The organism is Rhodococcus sp. WB1 (assembly GCF_001700945.1).
Classification (GTDB): domain Bacteria; phylum Actinomycetota; class Actinomycetes; order Mycobacteriales; family Mycobacteriaceae; genus Rhodococcus; species Rhodococcus aetherivorans.
Window position 1 is genome coordinate 5,799,614 of sequence record NZ_CP015529.1, and the last position, 18,281, is coordinate 5,817,894.

General features: G+C 71.3%; 18 protein-coding genes. 5 read left to right on the forward strand and 13 right to left on the reverse strand.

All coding sequences use genetic code 11. The features are described 5' to 3' along the window. Positions 1 to 11 precede the first annotated feature (11 nt). The 7 genes from A4U64_RS26015 to A4U64_RS26045 are packed head-to-tail and all read right to left on the reverse strand — an operon-like array spanning position 12 to position 8,398. Positions 12 to 1,517 carry a TerD family protein gene (locus tag A4U64_RS26015; RefSeq protein ID WP_065923336.1) on the reverse strand — a complete coding sequence of 502 codons (1,506 nt, stop codon included), beginning with the start codon at positions 1,515 to 1,517 and terminating at the stop codon, positions 12 to 14. A gap of 4 nt (positions 1,518 to 1,521) precedes the next feature. Beyond that, complete coding sequence (locus tag A4U64_RS26020; protein ID WP_050036090.1) at positions 1,522 to 2,826, reverse strand: TerD family protein; 1,305 nt, start codon at positions 2,824 to 2,826, stop codon at positions 1,522 to 1,524. Positions 2,827 to 2,843: 17 nt separating this feature from the next. Continuing rightward, the gene (locus tag A4U64_RS26025; protein WP_050036473.1) at positions 2,844 to 3,686 is read right to left on the reverse strand and encodes an HAD family hydrolase; all 843 of its coding nucleotides are present in this window, start codon (positions 3,684 to 3,686) and stop codon (positions 2,844 to 2,846) included. A 35-nt stretch (positions 3,687 to 3,721) separates the two neighbouring features. Then, on the reverse strand, positions 3,722 to 4,828 hold the full coding sequence (locus A4U64_RS26030; protein WP_065923337.1) for a cysteine protease StiP family protein: 1,107 nt from the start codon (positions 4,826 to 4,828) through the stop codon (positions 3,722 to 3,724). After that, positions 4,825 to 6,093: a phosphoribosyltransferase family protein gene (locus tag A4U64_RS26035; protein ID WP_065923338.1), complete on the reverse strand. Its 1,269-nt coding sequence runs from the start codon at positions 6,091 to 6,093 to the stop codon at positions 4,825 to 4,827. The genes A4U64_RS26030 and A4U64_RS26035 overlap by 4 nt, the downstream gene beginning before the upstream one ends. Beyond that, entirely contained in the window at positions 6,090 to 7,280 is a 1,191-nt protein-coding gene (locus A4U64_RS26040; protein ID WP_084648705.1) for an HpcH/HpaI aldolase/citrate lyase family protein, read from the reverse strand. The genes A4U64_RS26035 and A4U64_RS26040 overlap by 4 nt, the downstream gene beginning before the upstream one ends. Continuing rightward, positions 7,277 to 8,398, reverse strand: coding sequence for a hypothetical protein (locus A4U64_RS26045; protein WP_044476232.1), 1,122 nt, complete (start codon positions 8,396 to 8,398; stop codon positions 7,277 to 7,279). Before A4U64_RS26045 ends, A4U64_RS26040 begins: the two co-directional genes overlap by 4 nt. Before the next feature lie 234 nt (positions 8,399 to 8,632). On the opposite strand from A4U64_RS26045, the gene A4U64_RS26050 reads away from it, so the two are divergent. Next, positions 8,633 to 9,208 (forward strand): TerD family protein, encoded by a 576-nt coding sequence (locus A4U64_RS26050; RefSeq protein WP_006941734.1) that lies wholly within the window; start codon positions 8,633 to 8,635, stop codon positions 9,206 to 9,208. A gap of 126 nt (positions 9,209 to 9,334) precedes the next feature. After that, positions 9,335 to 10,420 (forward strand): DUF475 domain-containing protein, encoded by a 1,086-nt coding sequence (locus tag A4U64_RS26055; RefSeq protein ID WP_006941733.1) that lies wholly within the window; start codon positions 9,335 to 9,337, stop codon positions 10,418 to 10,420. Positions 10,421 to 10,472: 52 nt separating this feature from the next. Here A4U64_RS26055 and A4U64_RS26060 read toward each other — a convergent pair whose 3' ends face one another. Continuing rightward, entirely contained in the window at positions 10,473 to 11,474 is a 1,002-nt protein-coding gene (locus A4U64_RS26060) for an MBL fold metallo-hydrolase (RefSeq protein ID WP_065923339.1), read from the reverse strand. Positions 11,475 to 11,598: 124 nt separating this feature from the next. Between A4U64_RS26060 and A4U64_RS26065 the strand changes: the two genes are divergently transcribed. Next, complete coding sequence (locus A4U64_RS26065) at positions 11,599 to 12,603, forward strand: NAD-dependent epimerase/dehydratase family protein (RefSeq protein ID WP_065923340.1); 1,005 nt, start codon at positions 11,599 to 11,601, stop codon at positions 12,601 to 12,603. A gap of 7 nt (positions 12,604 to 12,610) precedes the next feature. Here A4U64_RS26065 and A4U64_RS26070 read toward each other — a convergent pair whose 3' ends face one another. The 5 genes from A4U64_RS26070 to A4U64_RS26090 form a co-directional block, all read right to left on the reverse strand. Further along, on the reverse strand, positions 12,611 to 14,440 hold the full coding sequence (locus tag A4U64_RS26070) for a sugar phosphate isomerase/epimerase and 4-hydroxyphenylpyruvate domain-containing protein (protein ID WP_006941727.1): 1,830 nt from the start codon (positions 14,438 to 14,440) through the stop codon (positions 12,611 to 12,613). Between the two features lie 153 nt (positions 14,441 to 14,593). After that, the gene (gene aroQ, locus A4U64_RS26075; RefSeq protein WP_006941726.1) at positions 14,594 to 15,052 is read right to left on the reverse strand and encodes a type II 3-dehydroquinate dehydratase; all 459 of its coding nucleotides are present in this window, start codon (positions 15,050 to 15,052) and stop codon (positions 14,594 to 14,596) included. A 55-nt stretch (positions 15,053 to 15,107) separates the two neighbouring features. Further along, positions 15,108 to 16,103 carry a LacI family DNA-binding transcriptional regulator gene (locus A4U64_RS26080; RefSeq protein ID WP_043803105.1) on the reverse strand — a complete coding sequence of 332 codons (996 nt, stop codon included), beginning with the start codon at positions 16,101 to 16,103 and terminating at the stop codon, positions 15,108 to 15,110. A gap of 133 nt (positions 16,104 to 16,236) precedes the next feature. After that, a complete protein-coding gene (locus tag A4U64_RS26085; protein ID WP_231772960.1) occupies positions 16,237 to 17,178 on the reverse strand; it encodes an aldo/keto reductase in 942 nt (313 codons plus the stop codon). Positions 17,179 to 17,290: 112 nt separating this feature from the next. Continuing rightward, positions 17,291 to 17,713 (reverse strand): MerR family transcriptional regulator, encoded by a 423-nt coding sequence (locus tag A4U64_RS26090; protein ID WP_006941723.1) that lies wholly within the window; start codon positions 17,711 to 17,713, stop codon positions 17,291 to 17,293. A 145-nt stretch (positions 17,714 to 17,858) separates the two neighbouring features. Here A4U64_RS26090 and A4U64_RS28355 point away from each other — a divergent pair, with 145 nt between their 5' ends. Together A4U64_RS28355 and A4U64_RS26095 are read left to right on the forward strand one after the other, a co-directional pair. Continuing rightward, positions 17,859 to 17,999, forward strand: coding sequence for a hypothetical protein (locus A4U64_RS28355; protein WP_006941722.1), 141 nt, complete (start codon positions 17,859 to 17,861; stop codon positions 17,997 to 17,999). A 97-nt stretch (positions 18,000 to 18,096) separates the two neighbouring features. Next, positions 18,097 to 18,279, forward strand: coding sequence for a hypothetical protein (locus A4U64_RS26095; RefSeq protein WP_006941721.1), 183 nt, complete (start codon positions 18,097 to 18,099; stop codon positions 18,277 to 18,279). The last annotated feature ends 2 nt before the right edge of the window (positions 18,280 to 18,281 follow it).

The window sequence follows — 18,281 nt, forward strand, 5'->3', positions numbered from 1 at the left end:
CAGCCCGAGGCTCAGCGCCCGAGCGCAGCGACGACGCGGCGGAGCCCGTCGAGGTCCGGCGCAGTGTCCAACGTGAGCTGCCAGTCGGTGCCGGTCCACGGATCGGCCATGTGGGTGCCCGGCGCCACCGGTAGGTGCTGAGCCTCCTGCGAGAGCAGGTCCAGCAACGGCTCGTCCGTCACACCGTCGTCCTCGCCGACGATGATCACCGAAACCGACTGTGTCGCAGACGCCTCCACGATCCGGATGACGTGCCTCAGATCGTCACGGGTGTAGCCGTGCGGGATACCCGCGAGCACCACGATCCGTGGCGCCGGTGGCTCGGCACCCGGATCCGCGGTCGCGGCCAGGGCGGCGAGATCGACCGCGTGCGCCACGTCGCGCAGCCGGGGTCCGATGTCCGGGACGTCGCGGACGACCAGGCTCGTCACTGCGAAGGACACCACATCGGTGAGGGCGGACAACGCACCGGCCGTGTCGACGATGTCGAGGCGCGCCGCCGGGTGCGCCGCGAGGAGCCGCACCACGAGGGCCGACACGATCGGGGCGGCGGCGACGGAGTCCCCGTCGACCCACAGCGGGCGCCGCAGCGGCAACGGGAGGCACAACGGAAGTGTCGGCGAGTCGCGATCCGGGGCCCCGAGTTCGCCTATCCGCAGCCCGTTTCCGCCGAGACCCGGCCGCTGCCACGCCGGTGCGTCCCACGAGGCCATCGCCGCGGGCAGGGCCGCGCCGACGGCGCGCAGTTCCTCGGTCAACAACGCGGTGTCGGCGGCGTGCCGGGCCCGAGCCGCGGCGATCAGCTCGTCGCATCGCCGATTCGCCTCGGCCCGAGCCTGGTCGGCGGCCGGTCCGGTGCGGCGGGCCGGGTCGGAGACGGCTGCGGACAGTTCCTCGTCGAGCCGGTGCAGTGCGTAGTCGTGTGCGGAGACGAACGCGGCGGCAGAGCGGGATGCGTCCTCGAAGATCTGCCAGGTTCGCTCCCACGCCTGCTCCGGTTCGACCGGCACCGTCGCCGGGGTATCCGGCGAGGGCGGAGCCGGCTCGTCGTCGACGTCCACTCCGTGCGCGCGGAACAGTTCGGCGAGTCCACCGGCATACCCCTGGCCCACCGCCCGCAGCTTCCATCCGCCGTCGCGGCGGTACAACTCCCAGCAGATCACCGCCGACTCGGCACCGCCGGCGGGCGCGTCGAACGTCGCCGGCCCGGATCCGGGCGGCCCGGTCAGGTCGGTGGACAGCGCGCCCACCGGCCCTCGGTCCGAGGAGACCGCCAACAGCACCGCGGCGGCCTGCGGGCACACCCGGTCGAGATCCACGACGACGGCGTCGCCGGCCAGGTCCACGCCCGGTGCCGCGGGCTGGTTGTAGAACACGGCGTCGGCGGAGGTGCGTACCTGCAGGTTCGCGTCGACCACCAGCGCGCACACGTCCAGCGGCCCCGCCGCGCGCGCCGTGAAGCGGACCCGGCGCGCCGTCAGCGGGGCGTTCTGCCCCGCCGCGAATCTCCCCCTCACGGCGTCAGGACACCAGGAACCGGCCGAGCTGCGGCGCGGCCTCCCCGGGATGCTTGGCCTGGATGCCCTCGCCGATCGCCTGAAGCTTCCAGTCCTGCCCCTGCCGGTACACCTTGGCCATCACCATGCCGGTGAACGGCATACCGCCCTGCATGGTGTAGCGGGCCAGCTCGGCGTTGTTGGTGCCGTCCACCAGCCGGCAGAACGCGTTCGCAACCTGCTCGAAGGTGTGCCCCTTGTACGAGGTGACGATGAACATGACCGTCGTGATGTGGGCCGGGACCCGGGTGAGGTCGACGAGCACGACCTCGTCGTCGCCGGCGCCCTCGCCGGTGAGGTTGTCGCCCTGGTGCTGGACCGAGCCGTCCTTGGACCGCAGCTGGCCGTAGTACGCGACGTCGACGAGGTTCTGGTCGGCGAACAGCACGGCCGACGCGTCGAGGTCGATGTCGGCGGCACGGTTGCCGAACAGACCGCGCTTCGCGATCGGATCCCAGCCCAGCCCCATGCGCAGGTAGGTCAGGGCCACACCGCCCTCCTTGCGGAGGGTGACCTTCTGGCCCTTGACGAGGCTGACCGGCCGGCTCTTGGTGAGGCTGACCTCGGGCTGGGCGTCCTGCGCCGGCTGCGGCGCGGAGGCCTGCACGTACGGCTGCGGCGGGGCCGGCTGCTGGTAGGGCTGCTGAGCAGAAGGCGGCGGCGTGGAGTAGGCCGGCGGTACGGGCGGCGCGGCCGGGGCCGACGGCGGCACGGGCTGAGCCGGCTGCGGCGCGGGCTGAGCCGGTTGCGGCGCCGCCGCGGGCGCGTCGTCGACGCTCACCCCGTGATCGGTCACGAGCGCGGCGAACCCGCCCGCGTATCCCTGGCCGACGGCCCGCACCTTCCACGCGCCCTGCCGCCGGTACAGCTCGAGGGCGATCACGATCGACTCGCTGCTCAGCCCGTCGATCCGGTACTCGTAGAGGACGTTGCCCGCGGTGTCGGAGACCCGCGCGGACGGCGGGGCGAAGCGACCGAAGCTGCTCGACGCGTCGTCGAGGGTGATGACCGCGCGCACCTGGTCGATGTCTGCCGGCACCTGGTTCAGCGACACGGCCAGCGACGCGGCCTGCCCGGGAGTGCCCGGCACGAGCCGCACCCCCGGCCCGCTCGGCTGGTTGAAGAAGACGAAGTCGGCGTCGGAGCGCACCTTGCCGTCGGCCTTGACCAACAGGGCGGACAGGTCGGCCGGGGTGGTCAGCTCGAGCGAGACGACGACGTCGGTGGCGGTGAGGGGGCCGTTCTGACCCTTGGCGAGAGATACGGGCACGGGAGGGGTCCTCACTGTTACTGGAAACTCTGTCTTGGGGAACATGGAGCGTCACTGCCACTGTACGAACCCGCGCCGATCCGGGCGTATCGGGCGAACCAGGCCAGGATCTCCTCGCCGGCCCGGATCCCCGTTTCCCGGGTCACCGTCACCGTCGGGTGCCGCCAGTCCAGCGCTTCGAGTTCGCCGTGCCGCGGCCGGATCGCGGCGTCGGCGGCGACCAGCATCTCGGCGTCGAGCGCTCCGTCCCCGGCGGCGAGTACCGCGGCATCCGGGGCGAGCGTTCCGTCGGCGACCAGGCGCCGGCGGACCTCGGCGACGGCCTTGCTCTTGCACACCGCCGACGGCATCGTGTACAGCTTGCGGCCCTGCTGCGAGGCGCTCCATCCGCGGCCGCGGCACCAGTGGTCCCATTCGTCGAGGAATCCGACCGGCTGGGCGGCGACGTCGATCACGAGATAGCAGAACAACTCGTCGGCGATGCGGAACTTGTGCACCCAGTCGTCGGAGACGCGGCGCCGCAGTTCGGCGGTGACCTCGTCGAGTCCGGCGCCCTCGGCGCGCACGCCCGCGTCCACCGCCTGCCGCCACCCGGTGTCCGGCACACCGTCGGCGAGGATCACGCCGCCGTTGCTGGCGATCGCGTAGCGCCACGGTGCGCCGGGCAGCGCGATGCGCCGGAACTGTTCCGGGGTGCGCGTGGTGGTCGGCACCACCACCGCGGCGGCGGCCAGGTCGCGCAGGCGCTGCGCGGACGTGACGGTCAGGTACGACAGGGGCGCACCGTCGTAGTGCTCGACACACACCAGATCGCCGTCGACGACGGGCGATTCGCCCATCGCGGCGCGCGAGTAGATCATCGTGCGGTCGAGGTCGGTCGCGACGAGGGCGGTGGTCACGGCAGATCCTTGATCAGTCCCATGCAGGAATACGCCAGGTCGGGAACCGTTTCGACCGGCACGTCGCGGGCTGCGGCGAGCATCCGGATGTGCGCGTGCTCCTCGGCATCGGCCTCGCGGACCAGCACCCGCCACGGCACGCGCCGCAACAGCACCCGGGTGGTCTCACCGACACCGGGCTTGACGTAGTTGACGGTGGAGATGCCGTACTCGGCCCGTACCCTCTCCACCGACTCCCAGCCCGCCCACGTGGGGGTGCGGTCGGACCGCAGGATGTCCCCGGCGGCGGTGACTGCGGCGTCCCGGTCGCCGAATTCCGCGGCGACGGTGTCGAGGAGGACGGCCGAGACGTCCTCGCCGGCAAGTTCGGCGTAGAACTTGGCGCCGTGGAACTCGCCCGGGCCGATCAGGGTTTCTTTGAGGACGGTGCGTGAGACCAGGCCGGAGACAGTGGAATTCAGGCACGCCGAGGCGATGAGGAAGTCGTCGCGGGTGCCGTAGGTCCGCACGCAGTACCCGGGGTCGGCGAGCACGGCGAGGTCGCCGGAGAGTTCCGGACCGCCCGCGGCCCGGTACTCGGCCAGGGCCGCCGCGAGTTCGCGGGCGATGGCGCCCTTGCCGGTCCAGCCGTCGACGAACACCACCGAGGCCGGATCGTGACGCGCCGTCACGTGGTCGAGGGCGGCGACGTCGATGCCACGGCCCCGCACGATCGACACCGCGTAGTGCGGCAGGTCCAGCCCGTGGTGCCGCTGCGCCCAGCGACGGATCAGGATGCCGACGGGAGTGCCGGCGCGGGCCAGTGATACGAGCGTCAGGTCCCGGCCCCGTTCGGCGAGCAGCAGTTCGGTGACCGTACCGACGGCGTGGGCGAGGCGCCCCGCCGTCGCGGCGAGTACCTTGTCGAACAGCTCGCGGTAGGCGGCATCGGGTTGGTATTCGATCGGCAGCGTCTCGGCGTAGTGGGCGAGACCCGACTGGATGCGGCGTTCGCGCTCGGCGATGTCGGCCTCGAGGGCGACGTGCGAGAGGTCCTTGAGGAGCCACCGCACCTCGTCCGGGGCGTAGGAGCCGAAGTCGGGTCCGGCCAGCGGAACGGTCATCGTCCCTCCCGGGCGGCGCGCAGCACCGACGGGTCGGTGGCGGGCACGACGGCGACGACCACGTCCTCCCCGGCGGCGGTCAGCACGTCGAGCAGGCCACCGTCGGCCCGGAGGCGATCGGTGTCGGCGGGATCGTCGAGCACCAGCAGCAGCCGTGCCCGTTCCTCCGGCCACCGCGCGTTGTACAGGTACCGCGGGACGTCGTCGGGTTCGGGTGCGATGAAGGTGAATCCGCGCCGAAGGGGGTAGCAGGGCACGTCCCGGACGTACGCAGGGGAGCGGGTGGTGGTCTGGAACCGCGTGGGGGTCCCCCGGCGGGCGAGCGCGTCGGCGATGCGCAGCGGCAGGTACATCAGTTCCTCGTGGCCCACCACGACGACCGGCCGTCCCGGTCCGAGGGCGGTGGCCACGGCCTCGGTCGTGTGCTCGATCGCGGCATCGAAAGCCGCGGTGTCGGTGCGCAGGAAGCCGTGCCGCCCGCCGTCGGGCACGGTCGCCGGCCACGGCAACGTCACGAACTCCACGGAGCCCCGTTGTGAGGCAACGGGATTCATATCCGGATCGGGCAGTGCGGCGACCCGCTCGACGAGCCCGTCGGGAAGGATCGTGTGTCCCGCCGCGAGGCTTACGTGGTCGATCCGGGCGCCGAGTTCGGCGGCCGCCTCGTCGACCGCGCGACGGTGATCGGCGGTGCGCATGTCCACCAGCGACGCGACGACGTACCGGGCGCGGGGATGGTGCCGGTGCAGGGACCGGATCGCGTCGACGGCCGTGGCGCCGGTGGAGATCTCGTCGTCCACCAGGACCAGCGGTGCGTCGTTCGCGAACAGCTCCGGCGACGTCGGCTGGAGCAGGTGCGACGTGGCGTGCGAGTGGCCCTCCTCGAACCCGGCGAAGGTGCCGGCGCCGGGCACGTCACGCCGGGTGGAGTGCAGGTAGCAGCGCGCTCGCAGCCGGCTGGCCACACAATGACCCAGGCCCGTTGCGGTTTCGGCGAATCCGAGTACGACCGTGTCGTGCGCGGCGGAGCCCAGCAGGTCCGCGACGAGATCGCCGAGCCGGTCACCCGCGCCGATGACCGCGGCCGGGTCGGTGGGAATGTGCTTGCCGAGCACCGTGGAGACCAGCAGGTGTGCGCGACGGGGGTTGCGGCGCAGCCCCGGCACGACGAGGTCCGGCACGGTGTCGCCGGTCGCCGAGTCGAAGTGCTGCAGTTCCAGGCCGAATTGCTCCGTCGCCCAGGGTGACTGCAACCCCGCGGTCACCGGTCCACCAATGCCGTCAGCAGGTCCACGAAAGTGACTCCCTTGTTGGTGACGCCGAACACCGAGGCGCGCAGCAACGTCTGCTGCGCCCAGGTGCGGTGCGGACGCCGCTCGTTCATCTTGTTGCGGTAACCGGAGGCCTGCACGCCACCTGCGTCGCCGCCGAGGATGTCGACCGCGTCGTGGTACTCCTCGTGGGTGACCGCGGACAAGGCGTGCACCGCGGCCACATGGGAGGGATGGATCACGGTCTTGCCCTGGATGCCGTTCGCCCGGTCGAGGGCGATCTCGCGGAGCAGCCCGTCGAGATCCCGGCTGACGAGCTGCTGGCGGAACATCACCGCGTCGTGCTCGGCGAACGGAGTGGCCCGCAGCATCGGGCGGAACATGCGCTCGTGATCGGCGAAGTACTCCCAGACGGGACCGGTGATGACGAATCCGGTGCCGTCGGTGCGGCCGAGGTAGTTGACGACATCCGCAATGACGTCGACGACCACGCGCACGTCGTAGATGGTCAGGTCGCGGTCGCGGCGGATGCCGAACGTGCCGCACATGTCGGTGGCCCCGATCCGTACCGCCAGCACCCGGTCACGGTGCCCGGCGAGCAGTGCCGCGATCTGCTGCAGCTCGCCGTCGCGGGTCTGCCGGTGCACCAGCTCGGCGGACTCGAGCACCGGCATCGCGTACAGGTGCTTGCCGAGCCGCTCGGACGCCGCCGCCACCGCATCGAGGAAGGCCGGCCCCGACGCCGCGGTGAACTTGGGCAGAACGAATCCGGTCAACGCGGTGACGCCGGGCCCCAGGATGTCGGCGATGCGGTCGACACCGTCGGGGGTGCGCACCCGGACGAACAGCAGCATCGTCGCGGCCGCGGTGCCGGCGAGCTCGTCGAGGGTGGCGACCGCGTTGCGCAGGCCGTCCTCGACCTCGTGATCGGCGACGGCGTCCTCGAGGTCGATCACCATCGAGGCGACACCCTCGCGGGCTCGGCGGGCGATCGTGGTGGTCAGATCCGCGCGGGTGGCCGGGACGTACAGGGTGGCCCCGAGCGCGACGGCGAGCCGATCGCGCTCGTCGGCATCGGAGAATGCCTGCGGCGGATGCAGGAACAGCGTGTCCCGGGTCGCGCGGTCCATGTGGTGGAAATGGTGCATCGTGCGCATATCGGCGAAGGTTCCCCCACTCATGCCTCTTCCGTTCGTCCTCTCATTCGTTGCACCACGCCGGCGATGAAGCGCGAAACGGCGTCGAGCTCTCGGACGTACGCCCAGTAGTCGGGGTGTACGCCGGTGAGCGAACCGACTGCCCTGTCGATCCGATCGAGCTGCGCGTCGAGCACCGATCCCCATTCTGCGGTCAACCCCCGTTGCACCGCGAGTTGTTGCGCGTCGCGCAGACGGAACCGTACCTGCTCCACCTTCGCGGCCGGATCACGGCGGACCGCGCGGAGGACGGACAGCCGCTCGGTGACGGCGTCGACGTAGCGTTCCGCCTGGGTGAGCGATGCCCGGGCCGCCGCGGTCAGCTCGAGCGCCTGCTCGGGCCGGTTCCCGGCCGAAGCCGTTCGCGCCGCGGTCACGTCGGCGTCGGCCCGGTCGAGGAACTCGCGGGCGGCGCGCTCGTTGCCGGACAGGTCGGCGGAGCTGGCCGCGTTGAACTCGCGCAGCAGGGCCGAGAACGCCGGCGCCAGGCTCTCGGCGCGGGTGCGGACCGCCGACAGGCGGGTGGTGACGGATGCCACAGCTTTCCGGGCGGACTCGGCCTTGTCCGGCGCCTGCGCGAGGGCGCGACGCAGGGCGATGGCCGCCTCCTCGGCCCGCCGTGCCGCCGTTCGGACGGCGCCGGTTCCCACCGCCGAATCCAGGGCGCGGACCTCCGCGTCGAGCGCGTTCGCCGCGGCCCGCACGGACGGGTAGTCGGCGTATGCGGCGTGCTCGGGCGCGTCCACCAGCGCCGCCGCGGCCTGCGCCTCGGTGCGGACCTGCCGGGCGAGCTGCGGGACGGTCTGTGCCACCGCGACCGAATGCTCGAGGTGTGCGCGGTGGCGATCGTAGAACTGGTCGAGGGTGCGGGTGGCGAGACCGATCTGCTGCAGAGCCTGTTCGTAGGCCGGGGCGGGAGCGAGCGGATCGGTCGGTTCGGTGCGGGCGAGGTGCAGGTACGTCTCGGCCGCGCGGTAACAGGCTTCGCGGACGGGCTCCCACTCGCGGCGCAGCCCGCGCTGCGGCGCGAGGTCGTGCGAGGCCGTGACGGCGGCCTCGGCGACGGACTGGCGGCGGTCCATGTCGAGGAACGCGGCGACCATCGCGTCGTAGGCGCCACGGGCCACCGGATCGTCGGTGCTCCCACCGCCGAAGAGGCGGCGCGTCCATCGGCTCGCCACGCCCCGAATGGTACTGGTCCGCGCGGTTCGGCCCCGTGCGCGCGCCCCGAGCATGGGGCGTCGGCGCGGAACAGCTATTAGGGTGGAGTGACACGCGCAAATCGGGCGTGCCCGCCCGGGCACCTCGTCCGGACCGACAGATCGAAAGGACCCCGCATGGGCGTCAGCTTGACCAAGGGCGGCAATGTTTCCCTCACCAAGGAAGCGCCGAACCTCACCGCCGTGGCCGTCGGCCTCGGCTGGGACATCCGCAGCACCACCGGTGCCGACTTCGACCTCGATGCCAGCGCGATCGCGACCGGCGCCGACAAGAAGGTCGTCTCGGACCAGCACTTCGTCTTCTTCAACAACCTCAAGTCCCCGGACGGCTCGATCGAGCACATCGGCGACAACCGCACGGGCGAGGGCGAGGGCGACGACGAGGTCGTCAACGTCGACCTGAGCGCCGTGCCGGCCAACATCGAGAGCATCTTCTTCCCGGTCTCGATCTACGACGCCGACTCCCGCAGCCAGTCGTTCGGACAGGTCCGCAACGCGTACATCCGCGTCGTCGACCGCGCCAACGGCAACGAGCTCGCCCGCTACGACCTGTCGGAGGACGCCTCCACCGAGACCGCCATGGTCTTCGGTGAGCTGTACCGGCACGGTGCGGAGTGGAAGTTCCGCGCCATCGGCCAGGGCTACGCGTCCGGCCTGGCGGGCATCGCCCGCGACTACGGCGTCAACGTCTGACGTCGCATCCGGATTCCGGATCCGGCCCCCGGCTTCGTCGCCGGGGGCCGCTTTCCTTGGTTCACCGATAAATTGCTGCAGTAACCACCCTGCACCGCCCCGATCCAGACAGAAAGGCCACGCTTCGTGGTTCTGCGCATCTTCGGCATATCGTTCGCCGTCACCGTCGTCTCCCTGGTGGTCGCCTTCCTCTACGGCGGACCCCAGGCCCTGTTCCTCGCCGCGATCCTCGGCATCCTCGAGGTCTCGCTCTCGTTCGACAACGCGGTCATCAACGCCACCGTGCTGCAGCGGATGAGCGAATTCTGGCAGAAGATCTTCCTCACCATCGGCATCCTCATCGCCGTGTTCGGCATGCGGCTGATCTTCCCGCTGCTCATCGTGTGGATCGCCTCCGGCCTCGGTCCGATCGAGGCACTCGACCTCGCCTTGAACCCGCCGCCGAACGACGCCGCGTACTTCCCCGACGGCAGCCCCAGCTACGAGACCATCATCACCGACGCCCACCCGCAGATCGCCGGGTTCGGTGGCATGTTCCTGCTGATGCTGTTCCTGAACTTCATCTTCGAGGAACGCGAGATCAAGTGGCTGGCCTGGCTCGAGCGTCCGCTCGCGCGGGCCGGCAAGCTGGACCAGCTCGAGGTCGTCACCGCCTCGGTGCTGCTGGTGCTGACCGCCACGATCCTCGCTCCCGAGGACAAGGTCTCCACCGTGATGATCGCCGGCGTGCTCGGCATGATCACCTACATCGTCGTCAACGGGCTCGGCGAGCTGTTCCACATCCCCGAGGAAGAGGAAGAGCCGACGGGCGGGCCCACCCAGCTGGCCAAGGCCACCGGCAAGGCCGGGTTCTTCCTGTTCCTCTACCTCGAGGTGCTCGACGCGTCGTTCTCCTTCGACGGCGTGATCGGCGCGTTCGCCATCACCTCGGACCCGATCATCATCGCCCTGGGCCTCGGTTTCATCGGCGCGATGTTCGTCCGCTCGATCACGGTGTTCCTCGTCCGCAAGGGCACCCTCTCGGAGTACCGCTACCTCGAGCACGGCGCGCACTGGGCGATCGGTGCGCTCGCGTTCATCCTGCTGTACTCGATCGGCCATCACGTGAACGAGATCGTCACGGGTCTCGTGGGGGTCGCGCTCATCGGTGCCGCGTTCGCCAGCAGCATCCGCCGCAATCGTCAGGAGGCGAAGGCGACCGTCGCCGCCTGACCCGCCCGGGTGAAGGGACCCTCCGATCGGTTCGACCGATCGGAGGGTCCCTTCACCGTTTCGCGGACAACTCGCGCAGCAGCGTCTCGGCGTCGGCGAACGCCCGCGCCCGTCGCACGACGGTCGGCGCCGCCGGCGGATGCCCGTCCCACCCGTGGAACAGCGTGCTCAGGCTCAGGACGATCCGCTCCGGGTGGATCCAGTCGCCCCACCGGACGAATTCGGGATCCCGCACCAGCTGCCGGGCCGCCTCGAGCGGCCCGGCGCCGCGCGCGTACTGTTCCCGGCCGGCCTGCTCGAGCCACACCCAGTAGGTGCGCAACTCGCGGATCTCCGCGGGTCCGCACAGCGGCCCGTGACCGGGCACGTAGAGGTCCGCGTCCAGGGCCAGCAGCCGGTCGATCGCGGCGAGCCAGTTCTCCAGCGGCCCGTGCCACAGGATCGGGGTCGAGCCGATGAACAGCAGATCGCCGGCGAACACGATGCCGGCGTCCGGCACGTGCGCGATGAGGTCCCCGGCGGTGTGGCACGGCCCGAGGCGCTCGAGCTGGACCGGACGTTGCCCCACATCGAGCCGCAGGATTGTGTCGAAGGTGTGGTCGGGCAGCCGAGGCGATCGCAGCGGCAGGCGGGCGCCGCCCGGCACCCGGCGCATGTAGGCGGCCGCGGCGCCCAGCATCCCGGGCAGCGCGGCGAGCGGACGTCCGGCCGCCGCGAGCGCCGCCACCGCGGCGGGAGGGAGATCCTCGCGCATGCCGCGCAGCGCGGCCGCACTCGTCGTGATGCGAGCCGTCGCCGGAAGCGTGTCGTTGCCCCACCAGTGGTCGCCGTCGGAATGGGTGTTGACGGCCTCGGTGATCGGTGCCCGCGACACCAGCGGCTGCTGTGCCTCGGCGATCCGCCGCGCCAGCCGCGTGTCCCACGCGGTGTCCACGACCAGCGACGCCGTGCCCGCATCGACGACGAGACCGGTGTTCGCTTCTCCCCAGCCGCCCGGCGTCCGTACAACCGCCCACACCCCGTCGCCGATCTGCGTCAACCCGCCGTCGCCCACCGTTCGCCCCCCGTCCGCAGTGGCGGTGAGTCTAACCGCACGAGCCGGACCGTGGTTTGCCCCCGGCCCGGCCCGGGAACGCGGTATGAATCGCACGGACGGCGTCACGAGCGAAGGGGATCCCATGGGAACGACGGTTGCGGTCACCGGCCCCACCGGCGAGATCGGCAGGGCCGCGGTCGCGGCCCTCGAACAGGACCCGCGCATCGACCGGATCCTCGGCATGGCGCGAGGCCCGTTCGATCCTGCCCGGCAGGGCTGGACCAAGACCGAGTACCGGCAGGGCGACATCCTCGACCGCGGCGCCGTCGACGCCCTGGTCGCGGAGGCCGACGTCGTCGTGCACCTGGCCTTCGTCATCATGGGCTCGCGCGCCGAGAGTCACCGGATCAACATCGCCGGGACCCGCAACGTCTTCGAGGCGACGGTTGCCGCCGCCCGGCCGCGGCGTCTCGTGTACACCTCGTCCGTCGCCGCGTACGGATACCACCCCGACAATCCGACCCCGCTCTCCGAGGACGTGCCCACGCGTGGCTCGCACGAGCACTACTACTCCGAACAGAAGGCCCAACTCGAGCGGGTGCTCGACGAGGTCACCCGCGGATCGGACCTCGAGGTGTTCGTGCTGCGGCCCTGCATCGTCGCGGGGCCGCACGCGACCGCCCTGGCCGATGCCATGCCGTGGCGGCAGGTCGCCGGGCATCTGCCCGGGGCAGTGCGGAAGGCTGCCGGCGCCCTGCCCCTGCCGCGCCCGGTGTTCCCGGACCCCGGTCATCCGCTCCAGCTCGTGCACCACGACGACGTCGCGAGTGCCGTCGTCGCCGCCGTGACGTCCGAGGGGCCGCCCGGCGCGTACAACATCGCAGGCGACGGGGTGGTGTCGCTGTCGGACGTCGCGGCCGCGCTCGGCGCCCGGCCGATCCGGGTCCCGGCGTCGGTCGCGACGGCCGCGTCGGCCGTGGTGGCGCGGCTGCCGTTCCTGCCCTCGATGGTCGAGTGGATCCACACGGGCCGCACGTCCGTCGTGATGGACACGACGAGGGCCCGGACGCAGCTCGGCTGGCAGCCGCGCTACACGAGCGCCCAGACCCTCGCGGCGCTGGCGAGCGCGGTGGGTGGCGCCCGGTAGCAGTGGGTCAGCGTCGCGCGGCCGCGTGCGCGGCCATGCGGATCGGGGCGTTGACCGTGCCGTGACCCCGGTAGCCGCCGCGCCGCTGCACCAGTTCGAAGAACACCCGGGCACTGACGACCTTGGTGAACACCTGGAACAGCTCGCCGCCGTCCTCGTCCCGATCGTAGAGCACGTTGTATTCCCGCAGGGCGGCAAGCATTTCCGGATCCGGAGCCAGGCGCGCATCCAGATCGTCGTAGTAGTTGCGGGGGATCTCGAGCACCGGCGCTCCCGAATCATGCAGGGCGCGAGCGGCTTCCACCGCATCGTCGACACCGAACGCGATGTGCTGGGGGTGCCGCACGCCCGGTGCCCATTCGCCGCGACGGAGCACGGGTGCGACCAGGCCGACCTCGAAACCGTCCGTGGCGAGGACGCGGCTGCGCACCAAGCCGAACGGTCCCGCGTATTCGGCGGCCTCGGCGTCGGTCAGGCCCAGCACCGACCGGTAGAACAGCGTGGCTTCGTCGAATCGGTCGTAGGCCTGGGTCAGCGCGACGTACTCGGTGCACCGCACGCCCACCGCCGTCGTCGGCGTCGTGCCGGTGGGGCGGAAGTCGTTGCGCCAGTTCGCCGGGCCGTCGCTCCGCGACGACAGGAACAGGGCGGTGCCGTCCGGGGAGACCACTGCGGACAACGGTGCCTCACCCGGGCCGACGACCCGCGCCAGCTGCGGTGCCAGCAGCTCGTGGGCGTGCCGGGAGACGGCGCCGACGTCCGCGACCTCGATCCCCAGAGCGGTGACGGCCGCGCCCTCGGCCGCGCTGTGGGCCGGGTTCGAGGTGTTCACCAGCACCCGCGCATCCCCCTGCTCCCACAGCTCCACCGGCTTGCTGTGATGCTGCCCCGAGTGGGTGAAGCCGAGCGAAGCGAGGGCCGCACGGACCGGCTCCGCAGCGGTGGGCGGAGTTCCGATCTCCGTGAACGCGTGCCCGCGCACCTGTACCGGGTTGGGGTCACCGTCGAGCCGCAGTTCCAGATCGAGCAGCGAGCGCATCGCGTCGATCGCCGTCGGCACCGGCGCCGACTGGCGGAACACATCGTTGAACACCTCCAGCGAGAGCGGCCCGGTGTAACCCGCCGCGAGGACGTGCCCGACGAGTCCGACGAGATCGAACTCGCCCTCGCCCGGGAACACCCGGTAGTGGCGGCTCCACTGCAGGACGTTCATGTCCATCTCCGGTGCGTCGGAGAGTTGCAGGAAGAAGATCTTCTCGCCCGGGATGTCCGCGATGCCGGCGACGTCCTTGGTGCGGGAGAAGATGTGGAAGCTGTCGAGGCACAGCCCGAGGGCCGGATGATCGGCCCGGCGCACGATCTCCCACGAGCGCTGCCAGGTGTTCACGTGGCGGCCCCACGCCAGCGCCTCGAAGGCGATCCGCATGCCCCGCTGCGCTGCCGCATCCGCCAGTTCCCGCAGCTGCGCGGCCGCGAGATCGACATCGTCGACGGTGTGCGGCGACACCGACGAGCACACCAGCACGAGGTCGGTGCCGAGCTGTTCCATCACGTCGAACTTGTGCCGCGCGCGGCGCATGTTGCGGGCGTGGATCTCGGCCGGGACGGCCTCGAAGTCGCGGAAGGGCTGATACAGCGGGATGCTCAGCCCGAGTTCGGCGCAGCGCTCGCGCACCGCCGCGGGGGTGAGCGGGGAGCCGATCAGGTCGGGTTCGAACAGTTCGATGCCGTCGAACCCGGCGTGGGCGGCGGCGACGAGCTTGTCCTCGAGGGTGCCGGACAGGCACACGGTGGCGATTGCCTTGGCGCGCTTGGTCCCAGGACGGGGGTGGGTCATGGTCGGGCTCCTCCACGGTGCCGCCTGTGCGGGCGGACTCGGAATCGGGGACCGGTGCGCGAGGGCGGGTTCGCCCCGCACACCGGTATCGGCAGGGGTGGCTCGCCGCGGGTCGCGCGCGAGGGGACCGGTCTCGGGGTGTGGGGGCGCCGGTTACGCCTGCGCCGTGCGCTGGGCCACGAGCGCGCGCAGCGCCCACTCGTAGCCGGCGACGCCGAGACCCACGATGATCCCGGATGCGACCGGGGAGATGTAGGAGTGGTGGCGGAACCCCTCGCGGGCATGGACGTTGGAGATGTGCAACTCGATGAGCGGTACGTGGGCGCCCTTGATCGCATCGTGCAGGGCCACCGAGGTGTGCGTGTAGGCGCCCGCGTTGAACACCACCCCGAGGGACTCCCCGCGGGCGACCGCGGCGCCGGCGTCGTGGAGGGCGTCGATGAGGACGCCCTCGTGGTTGGACTGCCGGAAGTCGATGTCGACGCCCAGTTCCTTGCCGACGTTGCGGCACAGGGTCTCCACGTCCTCGAGGGTCTGCGCGCCGTACACGCCGGGCTCGCGGGTGCCGAGCAGGTTGAGGTTGGGGCCGTTGAGGACGAGCACCGAGGTCATGGACGAATCTCCTTTGCTTTCTTCGTGTTTCGGGGGCATCTCCCGGCCGGGTCTGTCAGCCGACGGGCAGGCGGGCGGTCACGGTGCTCGAGCGCACGACGAGGTGGGTGCCGAGTTCCACGGGCGCAGCGCGGGGTGTGGTCTTTCCGTCGAGGACGTCGCACAGCAGGTCGATCGCAGTCACGCCGGCCTCGTCGAACGCGAGATGCACGGTGGTCAGCGGCGGCGAGGTCATCTCGCAGAGCCACGAGTCGTCGAACCCGACGACGGAGTAGTCGCGGCCCGCCCGCAGTCCGTGCTCGGCGAAGCCTTGCATGAGGCCGACGGCGGCCTGGTCGTTGTACGCGACGACGGCCGTCGTCCCGGTGCCGACCAGTTCCTCGGCCGCCTTCCGGCCCGCGACGACGAAGTCGGGCTCGAGGGGGCCGAGCACCGTGCCGGTGATGCCCCGGCCGGCGCAGGCCTCCACGAAGGCGGCGCGGCGGCGGCGCTGGGCGAGCCAGTACTCGGGGCCGCCGAGGTAGGTGACGGCAGTGTGCCCGGCGTCGGCGAGATGCTCGACGGCCTCGACCATGCCGTCGTCGGAGGACAGCAGCACGGCGGGCAGATCGCCGGCAGTGTGGTTGACGAGCACGACGGGCGTGACCCGTGCGAGATCCTCGAGGTCGGTGTCGGACATGCGCGGGGCGATCAGAACCAGCCCGTCGACCTGCCGGGCGATCGCGCGGACGAGGTCCAGCTCGTCCGCGGACCGTCCCTCGCCCGCCGCGACGAAGAGGGAGTAGCCGCGCGCGCGGGCCCGGTCCTGTGCCGACTCGACGGCGGGGCCGAACACGGGGTTGCGGATGTCCGGGACGAGGAAGCCCAGGTTGTGGGTGCGGCCGAGGGCGAGCGAGCGGGCGGTGGGGTTGGGGGTGAAGGACAGTGCCTCCGCGGCGGTGAACACCTTCGCGCGCGTGTCGGGACTGACGGCCTCCGGGCGGGAGAACACGCGTGAGACCGTGGCGGTCGAGACGCCGGCGCGCGCTGCGACCTCGCGAAGCGTCGCCATGGGTTCTCCTCGGGTGTGGGGTCCACCCACTGTGCAAGCGGTTACATCGCTTTGTCAAGCTGCATGTAACCGCTTGCGCGGAGGAGCGGCCCGGGTGTCGCCCGCCGACCGTTCCCAGCGGGCGACGCGTCGCTCACCCGTCGATGCTGGACATGTCCCCGTAGCGCTCCCCCACGACCGCCTCCCGGGGCACCGCCGACTCGATCGCGCCCAGCTCGTCCGCGGTGAGCGACACGGCCGCGGCCGCGACGTTCTCCTCGAGGAAACGCACCCGCTTCGTCCCCGGGATGGGGACCACGTCGTCGCCCTGGGCGAGGACCCACGCCAGTGCCAGCTGGCCCGGGGTGCAGTTCTTGGACCGGGCCAGGCGGCGGACGGCGGTCACGAGCGCCAGGTTCGCCTCCAGCGCCGCACCCTGGAATCGCGGGAAATACGCGGTGCGGCGAGAATCCGAGCTCTCGAGATCGGACGGCGCCGTGATCGCGCCCGTCAGGATGCCGCGCCCGAGCGGCGAGTACGGCACGAGCCCGATGCCGAGGTCACGCAGGGCCGGCAGGATCTCGTCCTCGATGTCGCGGGTGAACAGCGAGTACTCGGTCTGCAGCGCGGTGATCGGGTGGACGGCGTGGGCCCGGCGGATCGTCTCCGCGGACGCCTCCGACAGACCCAGATGGCGGACCTTCCCCGCCTGCACCAGTTCGGCCATCGCGCCGACGGTGTCCTCGATCGGCACGGTCTTGTCCACGCGGTGCTGGTAGTAGAGATCGATGTGGTCGACGCCGAGGCGGCGGAGCGACGCGTCGCAGGCCGCGTGGACGTATTCGGGCCGGCCGTTGATGCCGAGGCGGGTGCCGTCCTCGGCACGCTCGTTGCCGAACTTGGTCGCGAGGACGACGCGGTCGCGGCGATCCGCGACGGCGCGGCCGACGAGGTTCTCGTTGGTGAACGGCCCGTACATGTCGGCGGTGTCGAGCAACGTCACGCCGAGCTCGAGGGCCCGGCGGATGGTGGCGACGGCCTCGGCCTCGTCCCCGGTGCCGTAGAACTCGGACATGCCCATGCACCCGAGTCCCATCGCCGAGACCGTCAGCGGCGACGCGGTGCCGAGCGTGCGGGTGCCGAGTGGGGGCCGGGAGGTGTTGTTCGTGGTCATGGCGACGAGTCAAGACCTTCGAGCGCGCTCGAAGTCAAGCGCGAGCGCTCTCGCACGGTCCGTCGTCGCGGCCGCTCGTCCGGGAGAGGTAGATGTCGATCTTGCCGTCGATCGCGGCGAGGTGCTCGGTCACCTCGTCGAGCTGGGTGAGCACCCGCGCCCGGTGCGCGCGGAGCAGCGCGAGGCGGTCCTGTTCGTTGCCGCCGCCGGCCCGGCAGAGGGCCGCGTACTCGCGGATCTCGCGGATCGGCATGCCCGTCGCCCGCAGCCGGGTCAGCAGCACCACCCAGGAGAGGTCGTCCTCGGTATAGAGCCGGTGGCCGGAGGAGGAGCGGCCGATTTCACGCAGCATGAGGCCGTCGCGCTCGTAATAGCGGAGGGTGTGGGTGGTCAGACCGGTGCGCTCGGCGGCCTCGGCGATGGTCGCAACGGTCGTCGCGGAAGGGGCGGTCGTCATGGCTTCATGATCCGCCTCGGGGGTGGTCCTGCGCTCCGAAGGCGATCCGGGGTGGCCGCATCGGCACCACAGGGTGCCTGTCGAGGACCCGGATGGCGGCCGACGATGGGCGAACCCCGTTTCTCACCACCCTCAGGAGGCTGCCATGAAGACCCGGATCCGCACCACCGTCGCGGTCGTCGCGACCTTGTTCACCGTCGTCCTCGGCACCGCAGGCGCCGCGAACGCCGCCACCGCGAGCGCGTCCGTCAAATGCGGCCACGTGACCATCCACTGCCCGGGCTGAGCACGGGCGGCGTCGGGGACGTCGCCGTTCCCGACGCCGCCCACCGTGGGCGCGGTGCGCGGCCCTCCGCGATGACGAACAGATGGATGATGAACAGATGATCGAGACACCCGTGATCGTGGGCATCGTGTCCATCTGCGTCGGATTCGTGCTCTTCGTGCTCGCCGCGAGCGGAACGCGCGGCGGATGGAACAGGAAGCTGACGATCACGCTGTTCGTCCTGTCGGTCCTGTTCCTGACGCTCGTGCCGGTGACCGGTGCGGTCTTCTTCGCCACCTGATT